Annotated in this window: 21 protein-coding genes; 9 read left to right on the plus strand and 12 right to left on the minus strand. The window is 61.2% G+C overall.

The features are described from left to right. Window positions 1–177: 177 nt before the first annotated feature. The 6 genes from ABD837_RS12525 to ABD837_RS12550 form a co-directional block, all read right to left on the minus strand. Window positions 178–1,155 (minus strand): cation diffusion facilitator family transporter, encoded by a 978-nt coding sequence (locus ABD837_RS12525; RefSeq protein ID WP_345054884.1) that lies wholly within the window; start codon window positions 1,153–1,155, stop codon window positions 178–180. 61 nt (window positions 1,156–1,216) lie between these two features. Further along, window positions 1,217–1,912, minus strand: a complete 696-nt coding sequence (locus ABD837_RS12530; RefSeq protein ID WP_345054886.1) for a ClpP family protease — start codon at window positions 1,910–1,912, stop codon at window positions 1,217–1,219. A gap of 182 nt (window positions 1,913–2,094) precedes the next feature. After that, window positions 2,095–2,358, minus strand: a complete 264-nt coding sequence (locus ABD837_RS12535) for a hypothetical protein (RefSeq protein WP_345054889.1) — start codon at window positions 2,356–2,358, stop codon at window positions 2,095–2,097. Between the two features lie 3 nt (window positions 2,359–2,361). After that, window positions 2,362–2,937 carry an RNA polymerase sigma factor gene (locus ABD837_RS12540; RefSeq protein ID WP_345054891.1) on the minus strand — a complete coding sequence of 192 codons (576 nt, stop codon included), beginning with the start codon at window positions 2,935–2,937 and terminating at the stop codon, window positions 2,362–2,364. 121 nt (window positions 2,938–3,058) lie between these two features. Continuing rightward, a complete protein-coding gene (locus tag ABD837_RS12545) occupies window positions 3,059–5,521 on the minus strand; it encodes a TonB-dependent receptor (RefSeq protein WP_345054894.1) in 2,463 nt (820 codons plus the stop codon). A 98-nt stretch (window positions 5,522–5,619) separates the two neighbouring features. Further along, on the minus strand, window positions 5,620–5,970 hold the full coding sequence (locus ABD837_RS12550; protein WP_345054897.1) for a hypothetical protein: 351 nt from the start codon (window positions 5,968–5,970) through the stop codon (window positions 5,620–5,622). Window positions 5,971–6,144: 174 nt separating this feature from the next. On the opposite strand from ABD837_RS12550, the gene ABD837_RS12555 reads away from it, so the two are divergent. The 4 genes from ABD837_RS12555 (at window position 6,145) to ABD837_RS12570 (ending at window position 10,893) form a co-directional block, all read left to right on the plus strand. Next, on the plus strand, window positions 6,145–6,633 hold the full coding sequence (locus ABD837_RS12555; RefSeq protein WP_345054900.1) for a hypothetical protein: 489 nt from the start codon (window positions 6,145–6,147) through the stop codon (window positions 6,631–6,633). 15 nt (window positions 6,634–6,648) lie between these two features. Further along, window positions 6,649–7,122 (plus strand): hypothetical protein, encoded by a 474-nt coding sequence (locus ABD837_RS12560; RefSeq protein ID WP_345054903.1) that lies wholly within the window; start codon window positions 6,649–6,651, stop codon window positions 7,120–7,122. 169 nt (window positions 7,123–7,291) lie between these two features. Continuing rightward, a complete protein-coding gene (htpG, locus tag ABD837_RS12565; protein WP_345054905.1) occupies window positions 7,292–9,109 on the plus strand; it encodes a molecular chaperone HtpG in 1,818 nt (605 codons plus the stop codon). Between the two features lie 137 nt (window positions 9,110–9,246). Then, on the plus strand, window positions 9,247–10,893 hold the full coding sequence (locus tag ABD837_RS12570; RefSeq protein ID WP_345054908.1) for a carboxylesterase/lipase family protein: 1,647 nt from the start codon (window positions 9,247–9,249) through the stop codon (window positions 10,891–10,893). A gap of 12 nt (window positions 10,894–10,905) precedes the next feature. Here ABD837_RS12570 and ABD837_RS12575 read toward each other — a convergent pair whose 3' ends face one another. Then, window positions 10,906–11,820, minus strand: coding sequence for a class I SAM-dependent methyltransferase (locus ABD837_RS12575; protein WP_345054910.1), 915 nt, complete (start codon window positions 11,818–11,820; stop codon window positions 10,906–10,908). A 115-nt stretch (window positions 11,821–11,935) separates the two neighbouring features. Between ABD837_RS12575 and ABD837_RS12580 the strand changes: the two genes are divergently transcribed. Then, window positions 11,936–12,913: a YpdA family putative bacillithiol disulfide reductase gene (locus ABD837_RS12580; RefSeq protein WP_345054913.1), complete on the plus strand. Its 978-nt coding sequence runs from the start codon at window positions 11,936–11,938 to the stop codon at window positions 12,911–12,913. Between the two features lie 84 nt (window positions 12,914–12,997). Here the strand turns inward: ABD837_RS12580 and ABD837_RS12585 are convergent, their stop codons facing one another. Then, a complete protein-coding gene (locus ABD837_RS12585) occupies window positions 12,998–14,449 on the minus strand; it encodes an SGNH/GDSL hydrolase family protein (protein ID WP_345054916.1) in 1,452 nt (483 codons plus the stop codon). 37 nt (window positions 14,450–14,486) lie between these two features. Next, window positions 14,487–15,860, minus strand: coding sequence for an OmpP1/FadL family transporter (locus ABD837_RS12590; protein ID WP_345054918.1), 1,374 nt, complete (start codon window positions 15,858–15,860; stop codon window positions 14,487–14,489). 153 nt (window positions 15,861–16,013) lie between these two features. Here ABD837_RS12590 and lptB point away from each other — a divergent pair, with 153 nt between their 5' ends. The 3 genes from lptB to ABD837_RS12605 all read left to right on the plus strand — a co-directional run bounded on the left by lptB (window position 16,014) and on the right by ABD837_RS12605 (window position 18,858). Then, on the plus strand, window positions 16,014–16,745 hold the full coding sequence (gene lptB, locus ABD837_RS12595; RefSeq protein ID WP_345054921.1) for an LPS export ABC transporter ATP-binding protein: 732 nt from the start codon (window positions 16,014–16,016) through the stop codon (window positions 16,743–16,745). A gap of 174 nt (window positions 16,746–16,919) precedes the next feature. Further along, window positions 16,920–18,467 (plus strand): GH3 auxin-responsive promoter family protein, encoded by a 1,548-nt coding sequence (locus tag ABD837_RS12600; RefSeq protein ID WP_345054925.1) that lies wholly within the window; start codon window positions 16,920–16,922, stop codon window positions 18,465–18,467. A 154-nt stretch (window positions 18,468–18,621) separates the two neighbouring features. Beyond that, window positions 18,622–18,858, plus strand: a complete 237-nt coding sequence (locus ABD837_RS12605; protein WP_345054928.1) for a hypothetical protein — start codon at window positions 18,622–18,624, stop codon at window positions 18,856–18,858. 12 nt (window positions 18,859–18,870) lie between these two features. On the opposite strand, the gene ABD837_RS12610 is transcribed toward ABD837_RS12605, so the two are convergent. Continuing rightward, window positions 18,871–19,653: a TIGR00266 family protein gene (locus tag ABD837_RS12610; protein ID WP_345054932.1), complete on the minus strand. Its 783-nt coding sequence runs from the start codon at window positions 19,651–19,653 to the stop codon at window positions 18,871–18,873. 154 nt (window positions 19,654–19,807) lie between these two features. On the opposite strand from ABD837_RS12610, the gene ABD837_RS12615 reads away from it, so the two are divergent. Next, entirely contained in the window at window positions 19,808–20,416 is a 609-nt protein-coding gene (locus tag ABD837_RS12615) for a toxin-antitoxin system YwqK family antitoxin (protein WP_345054934.1), read from the plus strand. Window positions 20,417–20,466: 50 nt separating this feature from the next. Here ABD837_RS12615 and ABD837_RS12620 read toward each other — a convergent pair whose 3' ends face one another. Both ABD837_RS12620 and ABD837_RS12625 read right to left on the minus strand, forming a co-directional pair. Further along, window positions 20,467–20,853 (minus strand): hypothetical protein, encoded by a 387-nt coding sequence (locus tag ABD837_RS12620; protein ID WP_345054936.1) that lies wholly within the window; start codon window positions 20,851–20,853, stop codon window positions 20,467–20,469. A gap of 335 nt (window positions 20,854–21,188) precedes the next feature. Then, a complete protein-coding gene (locus ABD837_RS12625) occupies window positions 21,189–23,258 on the minus strand; it encodes a tetratricopeptide repeat-containing sensor histidine kinase (protein ID WP_345054939.1) in 2,070 nt (689 codons plus the stop codon). Window positions 23,259–23,544 lie beyond the last annotated feature (286 nt).

Raw genomic sequence — 23,544 nt, forward strand, 5'->3', positions numbered from 1 at the left:
CTTCTCCGTCTTGACGAAATCCTGCTCGGTTCGAACGAATTTATACTCGGTGCCGACGAATTTATATTTGGTCCGGACAAAATCTTACTTGGGGTATAAGAATCGTTGCGCGAACGGTGCGTTTTCGTCCTCTCGTTGTTGGGGGTGTAATTCGGGGGCGCGAACTAAAAGTTCGCGCTACAGCTCGGCGGTTGCCACACCTACCGGCGCGGGGGCCTCGCAGTGGCTGTGGCAGCCGCCGGGCAGCGCGCCGTCTTCGACCTGCACGGTGCTGTGGTGAATGTGGAATTCGGTTTCGAGGCCCTTGGTGAGCGCGCCCAGCCAGGCCGCATCGGCCCCACCGGGGCGCACGAGGTGAGCCATCAGCGCGGCATCGTGGCCCGAGCTGCTGAGGCTCCAGATGTGCAGGTCGTGCACAGATTCGACCTCGGGCTGGGCCAGCAGGTAGGCACGTACGGCTTCGGGGTCGATACCATCAGGCACGGCTTGCAGGCTCAGGCGCAGGCTGTCGCGCAGCAGCCCCCACGAGCTAAAGGCCACAATACCCAGGATGATGAAGCTGATAACCGGGTCGAGCCAGGTCCAGCCAGTGAGCAGCACCAGGCCGCCGCCGGCCACTACGCCCACGCTCACCAGCGCATCCGTGAGCATGTGCAGGTAGGCGCCGCGCACGTTCGCATCGGCCTTCTGGCCACTGCGGAAAAGTAAGGCCGTGATGCCGTTGACGAGGATGCCCACGCCAGCCAGTGCCATTACCCACTGGCCATTTACCGGCGCGGGGTGGCGGAGGTGCTCAACGGTCTCCCAGAGAATAAAGCCCAGCGCGGCGTAGAGCAAGGCCGTGTTGAGCAGCGCGGCCTGAATGGTGGCGCCGCGGTAGCCAAAGGTGTAGCGCCGGGTGGCCGGGCGGCCCGCCAGCCAGGCCGCGCCCCAGGCCAGGGCCAGGCTCAGCACGTCGCTCAGGTTGTGGCCGGCATCGGATAGCAGGGCGGCTGAGTTGGCCAACAGCCCGCCGGTTGCTTCGGCGATGACGAAGGCCAGATTGAGGGCAATGCCGATGGCGAAGGCTGCGCTAAAAGCGCCGCCGGCCGGTGGAGTGGCGTGCTGGTGGCCGGCGTGGGAGTGGCCGCCGTGAGCGGAATGGTCGTGGGGCATGGCGCGAGAAACCGTAGGAACTGTGCAGTAAACGTGCCCCTTCGGCTTTGGGTGCGGCAAGCTACGGCTGACGGGTGAGCACTTCGTCAATCAGTCCGTACTCCTTAGCCTCGTCGGCGCGTAGCCAGTAGTCGCGGTCCGAGTCGTCGTGGATTTGCTGGTAGGTTTTGCCGGTGCGCTCGGCGTAGATGCCGTACAGCTCCTGTCGGATTTTCACCACTTCGCGGGCCGTAATTTCAATGTCGGCCGAGGGGCCCTGCACGCCGCCCGAGGGCTGGTGAATCATGATGCGGGCGTGGGGCAGGGCCGAGCGTTTGCCAATGGCCCCGCCGCACAGCAAAAACGCCCCCATGCTGGCCGCCAGCCCCGTGCAAATGGTAGCAACGTCGGGCCGCACGTACTGCATGGTGTCGTACATACCAAAGCCGGCGTACACCGAGCCACCCGGCGAGTTGATGTACAGCAGGATGTCCTTGCGCGAATCCGCCGATTCGAGGAACAGCAGCTGGGCGTTGATGATGTTGGCAATGTTGTCGTCGACGGCCTGCCCCAGAAATATAATGCGGTCCATCATCAGCCGCGAAAACACGTCAATTTCGCGGAAGTTCTGCGGACGTTCCTCAATAACCGAGCGGGTCATGTTGGTAATAAACGGCCGGGCCAATCCTTCGGCCTTGTGCAGGTACTGGTCGATGGCCAGGCCATTGAGGCCGCGGCCGTGCACGGCAAATTTTCGAAATTCGGTTTGATTGAGCATAGGAGTAGTGGGTTGGAAAAGGGCATGACGCGGCCAGCCTTGCCAGAAAAGCATGGGGAAGGCAGGCCCGTAAAGGAGGGTTTCGATGTGTAGAGACGCGACCCATCGCGTCTCGGCATTCGTGCCGTTTGGCAGTCGTCCAGCAACTATCGTTCAACGCCGAGACGCGATGGGTCGCGTCTCTACATCGTTCCGATAGCACACAGCCTACGCAGCCAGGCCCAGGGGCCGGTGTACAGTTGCGCGTGAATCTGGCGCAATTCGCCCCGTAGCTGCTGGCGGCCTGCTGTGCGTAGGCCATCGTATAGCTGCTGCTGGGCGGCAGCATCAGCCGCCAGCTCGCCGTCGAGAAGCTGGTGCAGGTGCCATTCGTCGGCTGGCAGGGCCGCGGGACTGTTCAGGAGTTGCTGCTCGATTAGCTGCAGACGTGATAGGGCGGGGCGCATGGCTTAGTATTCGATGGTTTCGGCCCGGAATGCGGCGCGCACCGATTCGCGCAGCCGCTCCAGACACTTAAACTTCTGAACCGTGGCCGAGCGCACCGAGCGGTAGCCATTAGCCTCGGCAATCTGGGCCAGCGGCTGCTGGAAGTAATAGAAGCTGAGCAGCATGTTTTTACATTTCGTGCCCAGGCGCTCCACGTAGTCGAGCACCGCAAAGGCCGGCCCCAAAGTGGCCTCTGTTTCCTCAGCGGCCATATCCACCCCTTCAGGCAAGGCTTCGTGCGGCAGGCGCGCCCGGCGGCGCAGCTCGTGCTGCCAGCGATGGCGGGCAATGCTCACCAGGTAGGTGCTGGCCGACGCCGTAAGCACAAGCTTGTTGCCCACAACTTGCTCATAAAAAACAACCAACGCATCCTGAAACACGTCCTGCGCATCCTGGGCCGAACCGCCCTGCCGTTGCACCAGCCGCCGCACCGGCGGAAAGGCCCGGCGGTAAAGCTGCGTAAGGGCGCGCTCGCGGTCGGCTAGCAGAGCTTGGCGGAGCGTGTAGGCAGGCGGCGCGGATAGGAGGGAAGCAGTCATTGGAGCAGGTCTGTAGTAAGTTAATCCACTTTCGGCGCGACTATCACCTGCCACCTGCAAAAAAAGGCCGCCTCCCAAAGGAAGGCGGCCAGTACAAATAGCTGCAGTACCGCCAGCGCGGCTACTTAAACGAAAGCGGCACCACCAGCCGCACGCTCACGTTGCGGCCCTGGTTGAAGACGCCGGTGCGGCCGTTGGCCGCGTTGTAGTCGGCGTATTTCAAGCGGCTTAGGTGGCTCTGGTAGCCCACATCGAAGAGGTTGTTGGCCGTGAGGTATAGCGAAAACAACGTGCGGCCCGCGGCCGACGCCACATCGGTGCCCACGCCGGCGTTGACGAGTGTGTAGCCCGGCGTGGCCGTTTCGGTGCCAAAAGCCGAGTAGTAGCGGTTCTGGGCAAAGGTGTGCTCCAACTGCAGGCGGGCGTAAGGGTTGGTGATGCGCTTACCCGAGCGGCGGAAGTTAGCCCGCAGCTCCGATTGCAGCCGGTCGCCGGGGATGAAGGGCAGGTACTGCTCTTCGGCCGGCACGTTCAACTGGCGGGCGCGCACCATCGAGAACGAGTTTTCGAAGTGCAGCCAGTCGAGCGGGTGGGGGTGGAAGTCGAGGCTGACCTCGCCACCGTAGAGACGGGCCTGGCCCTGGGCATACTTGTAGGCCAGGTTGCCGTCGCGCAGCGAGTCGGCCCCGCCGGCCGCCAGCAGGCGCCGCGTAAAAATGTAGTTGCTGATGCTGTTGGTAAAAGCATCGATGCCCAGGCGCACGTGGTCCGTCACGTAGCTCACGCCGGCATCGGCTTGCAGGCTGGTTTCGGCGGCCAGGTTGTCGTTGCCAATTTCGTAGCGAATGGTGCCCTCGTGCTGGCCGTTCGAACCCAGTTCGGCAATGTTGGGCGCTCGGAAACCGCGCGACAGGTTGGCCTTCACCGTCAGCTTCTCGTTCACATTGTACGCGGCACCCAAACTGCCGCTGTAGTTGCGGAAGGAGCTCCGGAAGCCCGGAAACTTCATCTCGGCCGTGGGGTCGGTGCTGGGCCGTTCGTCGCTGTCGAGCTGCAGCCGGTCGGCCGCAATCTGGCGCACGTCATACCGCAGCCCGCCGCTGATGTCGAGCGAGCCAATGGTTTTTTTGGCCACACCAAACACGCCGGCTTCGTTCACACGGTACGCCGGAATCAGGAATTCCACGCCCAGGTTGCGGTTTTGCTGGTGCAGGCCGCTGGTGCCCACGGTCAGGTTCCAGCCGTTGTGCTCGGGCAGGAAGTAGCGCAGTGAGTAGTCCACGGTGCGCAGCTGGAAGTACAGCGAGGTTTCACTGGGGTCGAGTACGTTGCCGTATTCGCGGCGCAGGTTCTGCTGGTAGCTCACCTGCAGGCCCAGCCGGCCGCCACTCTCGCCCATAATGAAGCTGTTGTCGGTGCCGATGCGCAAGTGGTTTACCTGCTGCTGGGGCACCGCCAGGCCGTAGCCGCGCAGGTCGGCGTCGGTCACGGGCACAGCTTCGGTGTCGGTACCGGCGGCATCGGGCACGTCTTTCAGGAAGCGGCCGGTTTGCGGGTCGCGGGCTCCTTCCGTCAGCCCCAGCCGCTGGTTGAAAGAACTGAAGGTGAGGTGCGAGTACCCCCAGCTTTTGTTCAGGCCCACGTAGCCGTTGGCGTCCCACTCATTAAAGCCCGAGTTATACACCCGGCCGTCGTAACGGTTCTGGTAGTTGCCGGCCACCTTGCGGGTGCCGCGGGCCAGCCAGTTGAAACCATTGAGGTTGCCCGCATTCTCGAAGGAATAGGCTTGCAGGTGGTTATTCGTCTGGTAATTGGCCGTGGCCGTGCCCTTGATGCGTCCCTCCGCAATGGGGTCGGGGGCCACGAAGTTGATGACGCCCGCCATGGCGTCGGAGCCGTAGAGCAGGGAGCCCGGGCCCTTGATAATCTCGGCCCGGTCCACGCTGAACTCGTCAATTTCGATGCCGTGCTCGTCGCCCCACTGCTGGCCTTCCTGCCGGGCCCCGTTGTTCAGGGTGATGACGCGGTTGTAGCCCAGCCCGCGCACCACCGGCTTGCTGATGGCCGCCCCGGTCGTAATCTGGGCCACGCCCGGCGTGTGGGCAATGGCATCCACCAGGTTCGAGCCCGAGGTCTGGTTCAGCCGCGTGCGGTCGACCACGGCCGTGGGTACCGGCGAGCGCCGCAGCTGCGTGGCCTGCGATACGCCCGTCACCACCACCTGCCCGATTTCGGTGGCTGCGACTGTCAATTTAAACTCCAGCGGCTGGCCGCTGCCCGTGTCGACGGCCTGCGTCACGGTGTTGTAGCCCAGCGAGCGCACCTGCACCGTGAAGCGTCCGCGCGGCAGGTTAGCAAAGCGGAACGAGCCATCGGACCCGGTAGCAGTGCCTTGTTTTAGGTCCTCAAACAACACGGTAGAGCCCGGGAGGGCTTCGCCGGTTGCGGCGTCGACCACGCGGCCGGTGAGCGGAGGGGCTGTGGCCCGGCCGCGCGGAGTAGCCGGCAGTTCCTGCGCTGCAACCGCGGCTGGCCCGCTGGCCAAAGCCACACAAATAAATGAGCGGAAAAAAGTTGAAAACATGAGTATATCTCAAAAACAGCCCGGCCCGCGAGCCAGCCCAAAGGGGCCTGGCCGCGGGTGAGGCGAATTATTACCAAAAAATGAAAAAAGCGCCGGGTTTAGGCGCGAGCCGGTGGCCCCCGCAGAGAGCGCGCAAAGAGCGCCTCGCCGGCGGCTGGCCGCACGGGCGGCAGGGCCGGGGCCGCCATGTAGCGCGGAGCTACACGGGGGCAGGTCAGGGCCACGGGCGTGGCCGCCTGGTAGGCCACATCGTAGAACTGCTCTATCGGGCAGTGCTGGTGCTGCACACTAAGCAGGGCCTTGCCGGTGCGCCGGAATGCCGCCGCCTGCGCCGGCTCAACGGTGGTGTGCTCGTGGCGGTGCAACGCCAACACCCACGCCTCGGGCAGCAGCGTGCGCACAAGGCACAGCAGCAACAGCCAAGCTAGAAGGATACGGGGTGTTTGCACAATGCAAAGATGCAACTAAATGGTCGCTTGTACAAAAGGAAGGAAGACAGCGGCGCAATTCATCTGAGGGGAATAAAAAAATAACTTTTACGAGGAAATGGCCCTCCAAAAACGCAAGATTTCGCCCGGGCATTGTATCTTTCGCGTCCCGTGGCGATTTAGCCTTTTATTATCGTGATAATTACCTCAATTTCTGATTTTTCTATACAATACGACGAGGAGTTGAGCTTGTTGCGCGTAGAATGGGCGTCTGGTGACGATTCTCGCAATCTACGGGACAGCGCCACGAAACTACTGCGCCTCGACCAGGAGTTGGGTATGCGCAACCTGCTGCTCAACATGAATACCTTTCCGGACATCTCCGTGTACGACCAGCTGTGGCTGGGCACGCACTGGATGCCAGGCATTGTGAAATTGCCTTTGGAGCGCGTAGTGCTCATCAACAACCGCCACCGCGTGCACAACCAGCTGGCCATCGACTCGATGCTGGCGCTGGTACGGCCGTTTATTAAGTTCGACATTCAGTTTTTTCCTAATGCCAGCTCGGGCATGCGCTGGCTCAGCGACTTCTCGCCCCGCCTGCACGAGGTGATGGCCGAATGGGATGCCGTGCATGCCCCAGACCCTGAATCGGTAACCCGCTTCAGTCGTCCTGGAATCTAGCAGGTTGCAGGAGCCGTGATGCTACCCGTACAGCACCGCTTTCAGGTACAGTACGACCCGGAATTGCGCCTTATGCGCTTCCAGTGGGTTGGTGCACCCCTGGCGCATTTGCTGCGGGCCGGCATGCGCTACTGCCGCGATTTGGTGGAAGAGTTACACCCCCATTACGTCTTAGTCGATTTTCAAGGCATGCCGCCCGTTGAGATGCGCGACGAGCTCTGGATGTCAGTGCACTGGTTTCCGCGCGTGTCGCGCCGGCCGCTGCGCGCCGTGGCCGTCATGTATCCCTCCAACCAGCTGCACAATCAGCTGGCCGTGGAGGCAATGCTCTGGGTAGGCCGGCACCTCATGCGTTACCAGTTACAGGTGTTTGGAGATGCCCTCGCAGCCCTGGACTGGTTTACGCAAGGCGATACTGCCGTAGGCAAACGGCTGGTTACAGAATGGGAATCGGCAAAATTTGGCCTGCACGGGCCCTCCGGCAGGTAGTAGCCCGCAGCCGGAGGGCCCGGTGGCGGAAGCCTAAGGTGCGCCGCTGTTCGCTGTCAATCTGACAGCGCCCCACCCCTTGGAACATGGTTTGAAGAACCGCCAGGCCGGGGCTGGCGCCTGTGCGCCCGGCCATTCCGTCTGTAATCAACCGTTTCCATTTTATATCATGCAAGAAACCGGCTCCATCTCCATCCACACCGAGAACATTTTCCCCATCATCAAGAAGTTCTTGTATTCCGACCACGAGATTTTCCTGCGGGAACTGGTCAGCAATGCCGTTGATGCCACCCAAAAGCTGAAAAGCCTGGCCCAACTGGGCGAGTACAAAGGCGAACTCGGAGAGCTGAAAGTGCGCGTCACGGTGGACAAGGAAGCCCGCAAAATCACGATTTCGGACCGCGGCCTGGGCATGACCGGCGAAGAAATCAAGAAGTACATCAACCAGATTGCCTTCTCCGGCGCCACCGAGTTTGTGGAGCAGTACAAGGAGAAGGACGCCGCTACCAAAGACCAGATTATCGGCCAGTTCGGCCTGGGCTTCTACTCGGCGTTTATGGTGGCCAAGGAGGTTGAAATCTTCTCGCAGAGCCACCAGGACGGCACCGAAGCCGCCCATTGGACTTGCGACGGCAGCACCTCCTTCACGCTCGAAACCACCGAGAAGGCCGAGCGCGGCACCGACGTGGTGCTCAACGTGGCCGAAGATTCGGATGAGTTTCTGGAGGAAGCCCGCCTGCGCACCATCCTCACCAAGTACTGCAAGTTCTTGCCCATCCCGATTGAGTTCGAAGGTGAGGTTATCAACCAAACCACCCCGATTTGGACCAAGCAGCCCTCGGAGCTGACCGACGAGGACTACAAGAAATTCTACCAGGAGCTGTATCCGATGAGCATGGACGAGCCCCTGTTCTGGATTCACCTCAACGTGGACTATCCATTCAACCTGACGGGCATTCTGTACTTCCCGAAAGTGAAGGACGAGCTGCAGTTTTCGCGCAACAAGATCCAGCTCTATTCGCGCCAGGTGTTCATCACCGACGAGGTGAAGGACGTGGTGCCGGAGTTTCTGATGCTGCTGCACGGCGTGATTGACTCGCCCGATATTCCGCTGAACGTATCGCGCAGCTTCCTGCAGGCCGACGCGGCGGTGCGCAAAATCAACACCTACATCACCAAGAAAGTCGCCGATAAGCTGAGCAGCCTGTTCAAGCAGGACCGCGCCGGCTACGAGGAGAAGTGGGGCGACATCGGCATGTTTGTGAAGTATGGCATGCTGAGTGATGAGAAGTTTTACGACAAGGGCAAGGACTTCGTGCTGCTGAAGAACGTGGACGGCAAGCTGTTTACGCTCAGCGAGTACACCGAGCACGTGCAGGCCAACCAGCAGGACAAGAACGAGAACACCGTGGTGCTTTACACCAACGATGCCGAACACCAGCACAGCTTCGTGGCGGCCGCCCAGGAGCGCGGCTACGACGTGCTGAACTTCGACCAGGTGCTCGACCCGCACTTTGTGGGCCAGCTGGAGCAGAAGCTGGAAAAGACCAGCTTCAAGCGCGTGGATGCCGACACGGTGAGCAAGCTTATCGAGAAGGACGAAACCACCGAAAGTGTGCTGAGCGAGGACGACACCAAAAAGCTGGAAGCAACCTTCAGCACGGCCATTGCTAACCCGGCCATGCACGTGAAGGTGGCGGCCCTCTCGCCGCAGGATGCGCCGGTGGTCATCACCCAAAACGAATTCATGCGCCGCATGAAAGACATGCAGCGCACCGGCGGCGGCGGCGGCATGCAGATGTTCGGCGCCTTCCCCGAGTCGTACGACGTGACCGTGAACGCCAACCACCCGCTGGTAAGCAAGGTGCTGGCCGACGGCGGCGACAAGCTGGCCAAGCAGGCGTTCGACCTTGCCCTGCTGGCCCAGGGCATGCTGAAAGGCGAAGCCCTCACGGCCTTTGTGAAGCGCAGCACGGAGTTGCTGTAGGACGCAGCCTTTGCTGCGTCGGTCGTTGATGGCTGGCACGCGCTAACTGCGCATAGAATCGACGCAGCAAAGGCTGCGTCCTACGAAAAAGCCCCGTTGCCTCACCCGGCAGCGGGGCTTTTTCGTAGCTTTCTGCCATGAAAGCATTCTTTGCGCTGGCCCTCTCTGCCGGGCTGCTGGCCACTTCAGCTACCGCTCAAACTGTGAAAAAAGCCGTGGGAAAAACAGCCGTGCATTTACCTCCCGACCAGGCTCAGGTGGCCGGTGGGCGGCTGGTGGGAACGGTGGCGACTAACGGAATCCGAATGTTTAAAGGAGTGCCCTTCGCTGCGCCGCCGGTGGGCGAGTTCCGCTGGCAGGCCCCGCAGCCGGTGCATCCGTGGAAAGGCCTGCGCTCAGCCAAGCAGTTTGGCCCCCGCGCCATGCAGCAGCCCATTTTTGGCGACATGAATTTTCGCTCCAACGGCGTGAGCGAAGACTGCCTGTACCTGAATGTGTGGACGCCCGCTAAATCGGCGCGGGAGCGGCTGCCGGTGTTGGTGTATTTCTACGGTGGCGGGTTTCTGGCCGGCGATGGTTCCGAGCCGCGCTACGACGGCGCCAGCATGGCCCGCAACGGCATTGTGGCCGTGACGGTGAACTACCGGCTCGGCGTGTTTGGCTTTCTGGCCCACCCCGAACTGACTAAGGAATCGCGGAACCAGGCGTCGGGCAACTACGGCCTGCTCGACCAGCAGGCCGCGCTGCGCTGGGTGCGGCAAAATATTGGGGCCTTTGGTGGCGACCCCCAGCACGTCACCATCGCCGGGGAGTCGGCGGGCTCCTACTCGGTCAGCGCCCAGCTGGCCTCGCCGCTGGGCAAAGACCTGATGGTGGGCGCAATCGGCGAAAGCGGCTCGCTGCTGGGCTTGCAGCCCCTGCCCGCACTGGCCGAGGCCGAGAAAGTAGGCACCGACTTTGCCGCCACCATCGGCGCCAGCTCGTTGGCCGCATTGCGGGCGCTGCCGGCTCAGCAGCTGCTGGAGGCGGCGGGCAAACCCAATGCCCCGCGCTTTTCGGCCATCGTGGACGGCTACTTCCTGCCCCGGCAGCCAGCCGAAATTTATGCTGCCGGCCAGCAGGCCAAGGTGCCGCTGCTAGTGGGCTGGAACTCGCAGGAAATGAATGCTCAGTTTCTGATGGGCCCTTCGGCGCCTACTGCCGAAAACTTCCGCTACGCCGTGCAAAAGCTTTACGGCAACCGCGCGGCCGAAGCCCTGCAGCTTTACCCGGCCGCCACTGATGCCGAAGCCGAACAGTCGGCCACGGACCTGGCCAGCGACCGTTTCATAGCCTACAGCACCTGGAAGTGGGCCGATGTGCAGGCCCAAACCGGCGGCAGGTCCGTGTATCGCTACCTGTACGCCCGGTCCCGCCCGGCCATGACGCCGGCCATGGGCAACGCCACCACCGGTCTGGCCGGCGGCGTCGTGAAAGGTGATGCCGCCGCGGCGCCCGTACCGCCGGCCCGTGGCGCTGTGCATTCAGCCGAGATAGAATACGCCTTGGGTAACCTGGCCACCAACAAAGTATTCGCCTGGACTCCTGACGATTACCAGGTGTCAAAAACCACGCAGCGCTATTTCGTCAACTTCATCAAAACCGGCAATCCTAATGGCGCAGGCCTGGTTAGCTGGCCTGCCACCAGCGCTGGTGCCGGCGGGCAATTGCTGCGTCTGGACGTGCAAACGCGCGTGGAGCCCGACCAAACCCGGCCGCGCTACCTGTTTCTGGAGCAGAAGTAACCTGCTGGTTAGCTACTTTACGTTGCGGGCCACCACAAACATGCGGTCGCCGAACCGGCCCGTTAGCTTGTTCAGATAGTACGTGGGGTACTGCCCGGCCAGCTTGCTTACCTTTTCTACCACGCTGCCGCCCAGACGAATGTTTTTGGGCGGCTTCACGGGATTCAGCAGCTCTACCACTTCGAACCCCTGCTGCTTGAGCATTTTGGTGATGGTGGCCGGCGTGAATTCGAACAGGTGATAGGGCGGAATGTCCATTTTGCGTTCCTTGCCCAGCACGCCGTAGGCCGCAAAACCCAGCCGCACGGTGGGCAGGTTGAGGGTGGCCGGCAGGGCCAGTACCAATAGCCCGCCCGGCTCCAGGATGCGGTGGAACTTGGCCAGCGTGGCGCTGGGCGATAGCAGGTGCTCTAGCACATCGCCCATGTAGGCGAGGTCGAACTGGTTTTCGTGGAAGTCCTCGGTGGTTTCGATGTTGCCGGTTACCACGGGCAAGTGCAGCTCGCGGCGGGCAAAGTCGGCGGCGTGCTCGGATATTTCGAGGCCATGAGCCTCCCAGCCCAAAGCCTCAAGGCTTTTGAGGGTGTAGCCGGGGCCGCAGCCCACATCGAGGTAGCAGAACCGGCGGCCGGGGTATTTGGCCAAAATGTAGTTGGTGAACTTGTCGGGCCGAACCTGGTTTAAAGCAGCCTGCTTTTGGCCATCTTCGATGAACACGACTTCCTGCTGGGTCCGGTCGTAGTTGGGGCGCTCGGTGAAATAATCCTTGCCGTAGAGCCGTTCCAGTTGCGCGGGCGTAGGCTGAGGGTCCAGAAACATGAGGTCGCAGCTGCGGCATTGGGTGCCTTGCAGCCGCTGGCCTTCAAATTCGTAGTAAAAGGGCAGCTTCTTGAAAGTGGTGCTGCCGCACAAGTCGCAGGTACGCATGGCGCAAAGGTAGGGGCGGGGCTTGTCCTCGCCCGGACGTTTGGTCCAGGTCCCTCGTTATATCAACGCTTATCGTTCAACGACGGGCGGTGGCAAGCCCCGCCCCTACACCATTATGCTCGACGTTCTCATCATTGGTGCCGGCCCCGTGGGCCTGGCCTGCGCCCTCGAAACCCAGCGCAAAGGCCTCAAAGTGGCCATCGTAGAAAAAGGTGCGTTGGTTAATTCCCTGGTCGGTTATCCCACCAACATGGAGTTTTTCTCCACGCCCGAGCTGCTCGAAATTGGGGGCTACCCCTTTCCCACGGCCCACTACAAGCCCCTGCGCGAAGACGCCCTGGACTATTACCAGCGCGTGGCCCGCGACGAAAAGCTGGACATCCGGCTGCACCAAAAGGTGCTGAAGCTGGATGGCGAGCAGGGCAATTTCACCATCAGCACCAACAAAGGCGAAATCCCGACCCGCAATGTCGTTGTGGCTACCGGCTTCTACGACCTGCCCAACCCGCTCAATGTGCCCGGCGAAGACCTGCCCCATGTCAGCCACTATTACAAAGAGCCTTACCAGCACGTGATGCAGCACGTCGTGGTCATCGGGGCCAAAAACTCCTCGGCCAAGGCCGCGCTGCAAATGACCCGCGCCGGAGCCAAGGTCACGCTCATCGTGCGCGGCCCCGAAATCAGCAATTCCGTGAAATACTGGATTCGCCCCGACCTCATCAATCGCATTGCCGAGGGGCGTATCACGGCGCATTTCAATGCCACCGTCACGGCCATCACGCCCGAAGCCATCGAAGTCCTCACGCCCGACGGCCCGCTGCGTATTCCTACCGATTTTGTCTACGCCCTCACCGGCTACCACCCCGATGAGGCCCTGCTCGGCCGCCTTGGGGTGGAGCCCGACACAGCCGACGAAGCCCGTGCGCCCCTCTTCGACCCCGCCACCCACGAAACCACGCGGCCCGGCCTGTTTGTGGCCGGTACCGTGTGCGGCGGCCGCGCCACCAGCCGTTGGTTTATTGAGAACGGCCGGCACCACGCCCAGCTCATTGCCGCGCACCTGGCGAAGCCGGCTGTTCATTGGCCCGCATAGCGGGCAAGCGGTAGATGTCTGAAATAAAAAAGCGCCCTCCCCAAAGGAAAGGCGCTTTTTTGGTGCGGGACGATGGTGTTTTCCTTATTTAGGAAACTTCACGCCACGGTAAGTGGTGGGGTCTACGCCGGGTACTGTCGAGCCATACTTGGCGTTGATGGCCCGAATCATCTCATTGGCTACCACGGCATAGCCGCGGGGAGTGGGGTGCACGCCGTCGAGCGAGAACAGGTTGCCGGAAATGAAGGCCGCCGTGTTGCTCACCCCATTCACGATGATACCAGTGCGGGCCACGCCGTTGAAGAACGTGTTGGCGTCGAACAACGCCAGGCCTTTCTGCTGCGCAACGTTGGCAATGATGGCGTTCAGCGCCGTGGTACGGGTTTGCACCAGGCCGGCTTCAACGGCGTCGAGCACCAGCGAGCTGGGCAGCGGATTCGGCGGAGCCGCGGCCGCCAGTCCAACGGTTTGCGCTGCGTTCAAGCCCGAGATGACAATGCCCAAGCCCCGGGGCGTGGGATTAGTGGTAGTGGAAGGCGTATTGATGACCGAGCTGGCGGGCAGCAAGAGAAAATCAGCCGCTGTCGCTTCGCGCGTCACGGTAGCCGTGCCGGCCGCGTTAAGCGCCTGCACGAAAAGCCCGAAGCGGATGGTGGCCGCTTGGGCCGGCGTGAGCTGCAGACCAACTGTGAGCTGGGTCTTGGTGGCATCCGGCACGGGTGCCGCGCTAATCTGAGCAATGATGCCAGCCGTCGGCACCGTCGTGAAATACGGCACGTTCACCACGTTCGGAATGGTAGCCAACAAGCCGCTGGCCCCGTTCGCCGTCAGAGCGTCGGTTACGACCGTGTACTTGGTCGTGAACTCCGCGTCGCCGGTAAGCGGAGCCCCGGTGCCGCCCGAGGTGGCATACCCCAGCACGTCATTGTTGCCCAGCCAGTTGGTGAAGAACGTAGGCCTAATGGTGGCCACCCGCTCTTTCACGTAATCCAAATAAGTGGTCGAAGCCGCACCCGAAAGTAGGCGTTCGAAGAAGGGGTTGAAGTTACCGGCATTGCTGCTGGAAGTCAGGCGTCCGTAGTCAGCCGTCGTTACATCGGCCACGCGAATGCCCGACACGCCCAGGTTCTGGTTGTCGGGGGCGGTGTAGCGCGTGAGCAGGGGCGAGCCCGCCGAACCCGCATTGCCCGGCACGGGCACGAGTATGGGCGAGCCGGCGCTGTTGAAGCCGCCCAGGGTCAGATAGCCGCTGCCGTTGGCATTGGCCGCCGGGAACAGGGGCTGTGCAAACGGACCCCCGCCCACCTTGGCAAACTGCTGAGCCAGGATACTGGGGTAAGAATTCAGCTGCCCCTCCAGGTACAAGCCGTTGTCGCCGTAGCCGGCCGTGAGCGAGTTGCCCACGGCGATGTAGCGCGAAAAATCAGCCTGTCCGTTGCTCGATTTGGGGCTGTCCTCCAAGTCGGGCTTGCAGCCGCCCAGGCTCAAGCCCAGCAGGGCAAGGGCGGGCGCGGTGTACTTAAAAAATGAGTTCATGTCGGCGATGAGCTAAAGTCGATGGGAAATGAAACGCTTAAAAGTTGTAATGCACACCTACGCCCGGCACATGAATGAAGGAGTTGTAGGTGCCGGCCACACGGTCGGTGGTGCCGTTGTCGAGCAACTGCGACTGCGTTTGGGTACGCTTCAGAATCTGGATAAACTGGTAAGAGGCATCGATGCCGAACTTCTCCGACACATCGTAGCTCAAGCCGGTGGTGAGGGCTAGGCGGTCATTGTCGGGGGTTTCGGGCGTCACGTAGCCGTCGCGCACGGGGCTCTGGTCGTAAACCACGCCGCCGCGCACGGTCAGCGCTTCGGTTACTTTATACTGGGCACCTAACCGAAAAGCCAGCACGTCCTGGTAGTTGCGCTTCGAGATGGACGTGTTGTTGCCGCCCACTAGGCCGGGGGTGCCGGTGCTGGCCGGAAAAGAGCCGGGTTGGCCCGGCGTGCCCACGGCAGCGTAGTCGCCGTTGCCATTGTTGCCGCTGAAATCGAAGCGCAGCTCCCGGTAAGCGCTCCACTGCGTCCACACCACATCGAGGCCAATGGTGAGCTTTTCGGTCGGCATCAGGCCAATGCCAATGGCCGCGTGCGCCGGAATGGGCAGCGACGCAGCAAAATTGGTGGCCGTGAAGCCGGGGTTGATGCGGCGCGAGGCCGAATAGCTGGGGCTGCCGGGCGTGGCATCGGGCAACCCTTTAACGGTTACGGTACCGTCCTCCACCATCGCATTCACTTTGGAAGTGTAGCTGATGCCCACGCTCAGCTTTTCGCTGGGCTTGAACATGATGCCGGCGTTGACCCCGAACTGGGTTTTGGTTTTGCCATCCAGCTCAATTGTAGCCCCGGGGTAGGGTAGCGCTGAAATGTCGCGTTGCAGGTTCACCGAGCCCAGGGCCAGAATGGTGAGGCCCGCACCCACGCTCAGTTGCGGCGTGATGGCGTAGCTCAGGGTGGGCTGTACGAATACCGACTTCAGGTCGATTTGAGTGAGTGCCGCCCGCCCTTCCCAGCCGTCGGCATACACCAGTTTCGAGCCGGCGGGCGTGTACACGGCGATGCCTGCCTTAAACTTGCCGTCTTTCGGCCCAAAGGAGGCGTAAAAGTTAAACGGCGTGGTCACTGTGGGCTGCAGGTCACGCTGGGGACCGCCGTTTTCGGAACGGAAGGCTACCCGCGCAAACGTGGCGTTCGCTCCGAGTACTACCCCGTTGGCCCGCACCATGGCCAAGGCACCAGGGTTGAGGAACATCGCCGACTGGTCGAGCGACAAGCCAACGCCGACGCCACCCATACCATTGCTTTTGTGGCCCGGCAAATACACCTGAAAGCCGCTGGCAGAAGCAGCCGACGCACTGGCTAGCAGCGCGCCCCCCGCGAGGAGTAGTCGTTTTACTGTCATAATTAAAAAAGTGTGGAGGTGGGTGGTTGGTTTTGAGCCTTAAAAGTAGCGGAAAAATTCAAGCCAACTACTCGGCGTGCCGAATAAATATGCTTCCGTTTGCGTTCGCTTTCGCCGCAGCCTGCCTCCGGGTTGCCGCTTACCTTTGCCCACATGATTCTTCGCGCCGACCATCTTGTTAAGAAATACAAAGCTCGTACCGTCGTCAACGACATGTCGGTGACCGTGGGGCAGGGCGAAATCGTGGGCCTGCTTGGGCCCAACGGGGCCGGCAAAACCACCTGTTTTTATATGATGGTGGGGATGGTAAAGCCCAACAGTGGTAAGATATACCTCGATGATACGGAAATTACTACCATGCCCATCTACCAGCGGGCACGGCTGGGCGTTGGCTACCTGGCCCAGGAGGCCAGCGTGTTTCGCGACTTGAGCGTGGAGGAAAATATCATGGCGGTGCTCGAAATGACCAGCATGAAAAAGGAGGCCCGCCAGGCCAAAGTTGAGGAACTGCTCGAAGAATTTAGCCTGGGCCACGTGCGAAAAAACCTGGGCAAAGTGCTGAGCGGGGGCGAACGCCGCCGCACCGAAATTGCCCGCGCTTTAGCCGTCGACCCCAAGTTTGTGCTGCTCGACGAGCCGTTTGCGGGGGTAGACCCCATTGCTACCGAGGAAATCCAAGGCATTGTGGCCAAGCTCAAGCACCGTGGCATTGGCGTGCTCATCACCGACCACGACGTTAACTCTACCCTCAGCATTGTCGACCGGGCTTACCTCCTCTTCGAAGGCAAGCTGCTGAAAGCCGGCACCGCCGAAGAGTTGGCCGGCGATGAAACCGTGCGCCGCGTGTACTTGGGCAAGAATTTCGAGCTCAAGCGCAATGTGTAGTTTTTAATTTGAAAATGTGTCGAATGTGAAAAGTGGCCGAACGAGCCTAATCGGCTTGTCTGTAGTTCATTATTTGATTATTGCGGTGCCAAAATTTCTATACAGCGCCAGGCTTGCTGGACCGTTTAGGCATTCTTACATTCCTACATCAGTATATTTCCACATCTAACAAAAATGCTCGACCAGCTCATCGCCCGCACCGTGCAGCTCGGTAGCCTGCCCCGGCTGGCGCGCATTCGGGCGCAGCCGCACGAAGCGCAGGCGCAGCTGTTGCACGGGTTGCTTGTCAGGGCGCAGCATACCGAGTGGGGGCAGCGCTACGGCTACGGCGAGCGGTTGAGTACAGCCGAGTTTGCCCGACGCGTGCCCGTGAGCACCTACGAGCAACTTTACCCCGAGCTGGAAAAGACCCTGCAGGGCCGTGCCGACGTGCTATGGCCCGGTCGGCCGCAGTGGTTCGCCAAAAGCAGCGGCACCACCAACGCGCGCAGCAAGTTTATCCCCGTCACGAAGGAAGCCCTGCACCATAGCCACTACCGCGCCGGCCGTGATATGCTGGCCCTGAGTACCCACCTCTATCCCCGTGAGCGGCTGCTGGCCGGCAAAACCCTCTCGCTGGGTGGGGCGCTGGGGCCCAACCCCTTCCGGCCCCAGGAGCCGGCGTCGCGGGTGGGCGATGTGTCAGCCGTCATCATGGCGCAGTTGCCGGGGTGGGCCGAAACCCTGCGTACGCCGCCGCTGCATTTAGCGCTACTGAGCGAATGGGAGGAAAAAATCGAGCGCATTGCCCACCACGTACTGCGGCAGGATGTGCGCGTGCTGGCCGGCGTGCCCACGTGGATGGTCGTGCTGCTGCGCCGTGTGGTAGCGCTGGCCGGAGCCGACAATATTCTGCAGGTATGGCCACAGCTGCGGCTGTTTCTGCACGGGGCAGTGGCGTTTGGGCCCTACCGCGAGTTGTTTGGCCAGCTCATTCCGGATGCGCGCATGCACTACCTCGAAATATATAACGCTTCGGAAGGCTACTTTGCCCTGCAGGACCAGCCCGGAAATGAGGACTTATTGCTGCTGCTCGACCACGGCATCTACTACGAATTTCTGCCCGCCGACCAGTGGGTCGTGCCCGAACCCCAAGCCGTGCCCTTGGCTGAGGTGAAGTTGGGCCAGCCGTATGCGCTGGTCATCAGTACCAACGCCGGGCTGTGGCGCTATCTGGTGGGCGATACCGTGCGTTTTACCTCGCTGGCGCCGTATCGGGTACGCATCACGGGGCGCACCAAACACTTCCTCAATGCCTTTGGCGAAGAAGTGGTGATTGAAAACGCCGAGGCGGCCATGGCCGCCGCCTGCCGTGCCACCCACGCGGCGGTGCGCGATTTCACGGCTGCCCCGGTGTGGTTCGCCGCCGACAACGCGGCTTCGCGTGGCGGCCACGAGTGGGCCGTAGAATTTGTAGGCAACACAGTGCCCGACCTGGCCCGTTTCGGAGCGGTGCTCGATGCTACGCTGGGCGAATTAAATTCGGACTACGCCGCCAAGCGCCACCGGGGTTTGGCGCTGGCTGCCCCGCGCCTGCACGCGGTGCCGGCCGGTACTTTCGAGGCGTGGCTGGCCCGGCAGGGCAAGCTGGGCGGGCAGCACAAGGTGCCGCGCTTGCTCAATTCGCGCGAGGTATTGGAGGCGGTGCTGCAAACGGCTGCGCGCGGGCTGCACAATCGTTAGCCCAAAACAAATTTCGCCATTTGGCGACCACAGTGGCACATTGGGCTAGTTATTTGCGCCGTCGATAGATTTATTATAAACAATGCCATCTTAAGAGGTAATATTACCGTAATAATACTACTGTCCTTATTGCACCCCACCCGCAATCAATTGTATGTCTTCGACAACTGAAGTTTCGGCCAGCCATAAATCAGCGTATCAACGGCCCTACAAAACCCGTAGCCAACGCCGCGAACTAGCTCGGCGCAAGCACGACGAAAACAGCGACCAGAAGTTCCTGATTCGGGTAGCTGTGGTGGTAGGGTTGGTCCTGTTGGTTGCACTGGGCATCGCCATGAAAGGGTCTTCCGATACCACTACGCCTCCGTCCATGACGGAAGCAATGCACTAGCCGCGCCCGCTATTACTCGTCGAGCATGCCGCCAAGCAGGCCCCCGAGTACCCCACCGCTTTCTTTCTGGGCATTGCCGCCCATCGGCGATAGCGCCTGAATAAGCTTTTTAACGGGCATTGATTGCAGCCACACCCGGCCAGTGCCGCGCAGCGTGGCCAGCAGCAGCCCCTCACCCCCGAATATCATCGACTTGAGGCCGCCCGCCCGGGCCACGCTGAAGTCGATACCCGGCTCGAAAGCCACCACGCAGCCGGTATCTACCCGCAGCAGTTCGTTGTTGAGGCGCTTTTCGATAATGGTGCCACCGGCGTGCACAAATGCTTTGCCGTCGCCGGTGAGCTTTTGTAAAATGAAGCCCTCGCCCCCGAAAAAGCCGGCCCCGAATTTCTGGTTGAAGTGCAGGCTGATTTTGGTGCCCCGCGCGGCTGCCAGAAACCCGTCTTTCTGTACGATGAGGCCCTGGGGCATTTCGCGCAGGTTAACCGGGATGATGGTGCCCGGGTAAGGGGCCGAAAAAGCCACCTTGCTTTTGCCATAGCTGCCCCGGTGCGTGAAGTGCGTTAGAAACAGCGACTCGCCGGTAATCAGTCGGGTGCCGGCCGAAAACAGCTTGCCCATAAAGCCCTGCTCGGGTTCGGAGCCGTCGCCCATTTTGGTTTCGAAAGCAATGGCCTCTTCCATGTATACCATGGCGCCGGCCTCGGCAATCACGGTTTCGTTGGGGTCAAGCTCAATTTCAAGAACCTGAATATCGGAGCCCAGAATGCGATAATCAACGTCGTGCGAGGTCATAGCAGAAGCCGGTAAGAAAGTTGGTACGACCAAAGATATAGGTAGGCAGTTATTTTGTGGGCTTGGTGAGTGCGTCGAACAATATTTCGGGGGCGATGCGTTGAAGAAGGGTCTTTCAACTAACTTTATAGTTCAACCCTCTTCTGTTTCGTCTATGCGTGCTTTTCAACTGTTATTGCTGCTCGCGTTCAGTGCTGTGCTCGGAAGCTGCGCGGGCTCGCGTTTCGCCACTACCCCGCCCGCATGGGCCTTCTGGAAAAGTAACCGATTCGACCGGCACGGCCTCGAAACCGGCCGCTGGCGTACCTACTACGACGATGGCCGCCACCGCCCCTACACGGCCGGGCGCTACCGCCACGGCCGGCCCGTGAAAACGTTTCAGTACTACGACCCCACTGGTAGGCTCGACCGCACGGAGACGTACAGCAAAGAAGGCTACTGTGAAGTGAGCTATTGGCACCCCGACGGCCAGTTGGCCCGCCGTGGTCCCGCTCAGTGGGTCACCGGCCCGGGCAAGTCCCCACGGTTCTACTGGTATGGCACTTGGACGAGCTACGAGCCCGGTGGCCAGATAGCTGCGGTGCAAACCTACGTCGATGGCAATATCACACGGGCCGAAACGTACGAGCAGGGCCAGCTCACACAAGTAGAGTTGTTTGAGCACGACAAGCGCAGCCGGGTCGAAACTTATTCCAACGGCCAACTCATCAAAGTAGAATCCTTCGATAAGGGCTTGCGCGTAGGAACGACGAGTACGCTGTAAAGTAGTGGTTGATGATTAACGGTTAGTGCTTAGTCGTCAACCATTGCATGTTAGTCGTCTTGCGGCAACTCGCTGCGGGTTTCGGCCGCTTCTTTCTCGGGGTCGTCCACGATTTTCTTGCGCTTGGCCTCGCGGCTGGTGCGCTTAATAAAGTCCTCATCAGACTCTTCAACCTCCTGGTGGCCATCTTCAATGGGAAAATCTTCATCGGCATCGCCCTCGCCAGGCTTCTCGCCAAACTGCCCGGCGCGGTCAACCAGCTTCTTGTCGCGCACGTGGCGGCCCAGAAACTGGTTAATCTGCTCAATGCTGTAATTAGAAGTGATTTCGCCTAAGGGGTTTACCCCAATCTCGAAGCCTTCGAGCTCTTTGTGCACGCGGGCTTTCTTAGCAGGGTCGGCGGCGGTTTTTTTGGGTTTAACGGGTTTCTTGGCCATGATGCGGAACGCGAAAGCAGGAGAAATACTGCACTACTCTACGCGAAAACCGGCCACTTGGGTAATACCGAGATTCCAAAAAACGGTTGGGGCCCGCTACCATGCGTGTCGGCCCCTCACCAATAGTTCCGCGTTGCAGCTAGCGTAGCTTCGCCGGATGCCGTAAATGCGCGGCCAACCCTGCAACCGAGCGGCTATGCCTCGCCTGCAAATTCAGGCCGCGCGCCATTCTGTAATACGTCGTAGGTGGCAGGCTATTATTCTACCATGACGAAGCCGAATTTATCATAATAAAATGCCTTACTGCTTCAAATGGCCGCATTTCCTGCCGTTTGTCAGGAGCCGATTTTCAGTCCAAACGACCGGCGGGGGCTGGCCAGCGGTACAGCCACCTGTACCCGGAAGCCTCCACCGGGTACTGGGCCGGCAGTAGCTGCCCCTCCCATGGCCTCGGCCCGCGTGGCCATGCTGCGCAGGCCCTGACCTGTACGCTGGCCGTGCTCGGAATTGGGGGCGGTGCCATCCTGCCCGTTGTCGCGCACTTCTAATACAAGTTGAGGCAGGCTGCCAGCCACGCAGCGCAGGCTCACGACTACGAGTGTGGCACTGGGTGCGTGCTGAAGCACGTTGTGCAGGGCCTTTTTGTAAATGAGGTAGAGGTTACGGCGCAGCAGCGCCGACAGGCGCTGGTCGGGCAACCCCGTTGGAAAGTCGAAGGTAGCCTCTATGCCGGCTACGCCCAATACCTCAGAGGCGTAGTCGCGCATGCGGTCGAGCAGGTCGGGCAGGTGGTCGTTCTGGGTATCAAGGCTCCACACCACGTCATTCAGCTGGCGCACGGCTGCACGGCTGGCTTCGGTTATTTCGCCCAATTGCAGGCGTTGTCCGGCCGCATCAGCCAGCCCCTCCTGTAACAGGCCGCTTTGCATGGCTATCTGGCTCAGCAACGTGCCTACGTCGTCGTGCAGGTCGGCGGCAATGCGGTTGCGCAGGGCAATTTCACGCTGACGTTGGCGCTGACGGTAGCGCCACAGCAGGGCTGTGCCACCCAGGGCGGACAGCACAGCCACCAGCAGCAAGCCCACCACTAGGCGTTGGTGGCGTAAGTGGTCCAACTCCCGGCCCTGGGCCAACAGCTTGAGGTCGACGCGGTGCTGTGCCACTTCATGGTTGAAACGGAGGGCCGCCGTGCGCCGGCTCACGTCGGTACCGGTCAGGCTGTCGTCGTACGCATCGAAGCGAAGCTGGCTCTGGTAGGCTGCTGCCCAATCATGGCGTTGGGCCTGCGCCTGCGCCAGTACTTCGTAGGCGGCGCGCAGGCCTTCCAGCGAATGCATTTGCTGGCTGGTTTGACGGGCGCGTTCGGCGTAGGCCAGGGCGCTATCGGGCCGATGCAGATGCAGCCAGGTTCGGCCCAGCAGGGCCTGGAGCTGTGGCAGCAGCAGCACATCGTGGGCGGCCGCGGCATCGTGCAGGGCCGCCATCCCCTCAGCGAGTGCTTCGGTTCGCCGGCCCAGGCGTTCGGTCACGTCGGCCAGATGGAAGCGGACGGTGCGCACCGTGGCTTGGTCGGTTACCACAATCTGGCGGCTAACGGCAATGCTCAGGTTGTAGTAGTACCGGGCCCTGGCCCACTGACCCTGGCGGCGGGCCAACTCGCCCAGTTCGCCCATTATCAGATTGATGCGGTCGGGGTATTCGTAGTGTCGGGAAACGGCGAGGGCCTCGCGCAGATACGTATTGGCCGTAGCGTACTCGCCCAAGCGGGTGTAGAGGCTGGCTGCATGAATCTTAAGGCTGATATGAAAGCGCCGTTGGTCGCCGGTCGAACTCATTGCCATGGCTTGCAGGCAGTGGTCGAGGGCTTGGGCTAAGTCGCCTTGCTGGTCCGCTATGCGGGCACGGCGGCCCAGGCAGCGCATTTGTCCGCCCAGGTCGTGCTGGCGGGTGAATATGCGCTGAGCCTCGCGCAACAGGGGCTGTGCCGAGTCGTACTCGGCCAGGGCTATGTGGTAGTCCGCAAGGTCCAGCAGCACCTCATCCAAAAAATCGAGGTTGCCAACACGGCGGGCCAGCGCGCTGGCCGCCCGGCGGGTGGAACCAGCGGCGCGCACGTCCATCACCGTAATTTCAGCAGCCAGCTGGGTGAGCAGCACAAGCCGTATAGTATCGGGGCGGGGGTGGGCTGCCAGCAGCGCCCGTACGCTGTCGACGCGCTGGGGCTGGCTGAGTCTCGAGGTGCGCACCAGCGGCGCCGCGCCCCGGTGCCATGCCCGGTCGGGCCGAACCGAGTCGCTTAGCAGCGCTTGGCCTGCAACTGGCTCCAGCCCGAGCAGCAGGGCCCATACCGCTCCGACCACCCGCCAGCGTTTAAATACCTGCAGAGAAGAAACTAGTCGCGCCAATGACGTTACCTGAATGCCGGCCCAGCCAATAAGCCGGGCATTGCTAATAAATATGGGTGATGAGTCCCAGTAGTTACCGAACGAGCTAAAGGTAAAGTAAAGGCGCTATTAACGAAGCTGCACTGCTGCGGCTTGGGTGTATGGCCGGCCGGCACTGCCGGCTCGAACAGTGCTGCACTACTTCCCCTTTCGCAGTTACATGCGCTTGGCAGTCAGTATAAACCATGCTGCCCTCCGATAACAGACGGGCCCGGATTTCTGCTGATTAAATCAACAGGAGCCCGGG

Origin of the sequence: Hymenobacter glaciei (genome assembly GCF_039539585.1) — a bacterium.
GTDB lineage: Bacteria > Bacteroidota > Bacteroidia > Cytophagales > Hymenobacteraceae > Hymenobacter > Hymenobacter glaciei.

Coding starts and splice junctions, on each gene's coding strand:
- ABD837_RS12525 (WP_345054884.1), bottom strand. CDS start 1,155: ATGCCCCACGACCATTCCGCTCACGGCGGCCACTCCCACGCCGGCCAC.
- ABD837_RS12530 (WP_345054886.1), bottom strand. CDS start 1,912: ATGCTCAATCAAACCGAATTTCGAAAATTTGCCGTGCACGGCCGCGGC.
- ABD837_RS12535 (WP_345054889.1), bottom strand. CDS start 2,358: ATGCGCCCCGCCCTATCACGTCTGCAGCTAATCGAGCAGCAACTCCTG.
- ABD837_RS12540 (WP_345054891.1), bottom strand. CDS start 2,937: ATGACTGCTTCCCTCCTATCCGCGCCGCCTGCCTACACGCTCCGCCAA.
- ABD837_RS12545 (WP_345054894.1), bottom strand. CDS start 5,521: ATGTTTTCAACTTTTTTCCGCTCATTTATTTGTGTGGCTTTGGCCAGC.
- htpG (WP_345054905.1), top strand. CDS start 7,292: ATGCAAGAAACCGGCTCCATCTCCATCCACACCGAGAACATTTTCCCC.
- ABD837_RS12570 (WP_345054908.1), top strand. CDS start 9,247: ATGAAAGCATTCTTTGCGCTGGCCCTCTCTGCCGGGCTGCTGGCCACT.
- ABD837_RS12575 (WP_345054910.1), bottom strand. CDS start 11,820: ATGCGTACCTGCGACTTGTGCGGCAGCACCACTTTCAAGAAGCTGCCC.
- ABD837_RS12580 (WP_345054913.1), top strand. CDS start 11,936: ATGCTCGACGTTCTCATCATTGGTGCCGGCCCCGTGGGCCTGGCCTGC.
- ABD837_RS12585 (WP_345054916.1), bottom strand. CDS start 14,449: ATGAACTCATTTTTTAAGTACACCGCGCCCGCCCTTGCCCTGCTGGGC.
- ABD837_RS12590 (WP_345054918.1), bottom strand. CDS start 15,860: ATGACAGTAAAACGACTACTCCTCGCGGGGGGCGCGCTGCTAGCCAGT.
- lptB (WP_345054921.1), top strand. CDS start 16,014: ATGATTCTTCGCGCCGACCATCTTGTTAAGAAATACAAAGCTCGTACC.
- ABD837_RS12600 (WP_345054925.1), top strand. CDS start 16,920: ATGCTCGACCAGCTCATCGCCCGCACCGTGCAGCTCGGTAGCCTGCCC.
- ABD837_RS12605 (WP_345054928.1), top strand. CDS start 18,622: ATGTCTTCGACAACTGAAGTTTCGGCCAGCCATAAATCAGCGTATCAA.
- ABD837_RS12610 (WP_345054932.1), bottom strand. CDS start 19,653: ATGACCTCGCACGACGTTGATTATCGCATTCTGGGCTCCGATATTCAG.
- ABD837_RS12615 (WP_345054934.1), top strand. CDS start 19,808: ATGCGTGCTTTTCAACTGTTATTGCTGCTCGCGTTCAGTGCTGTGCTC.
- ABD837_RS12620 (WP_345054936.1), bottom strand. CDS start 20,853: ATGGCCAAGAAACCCGTTAAACCCAAAAAAACCGCCGCCGACCCTGCT.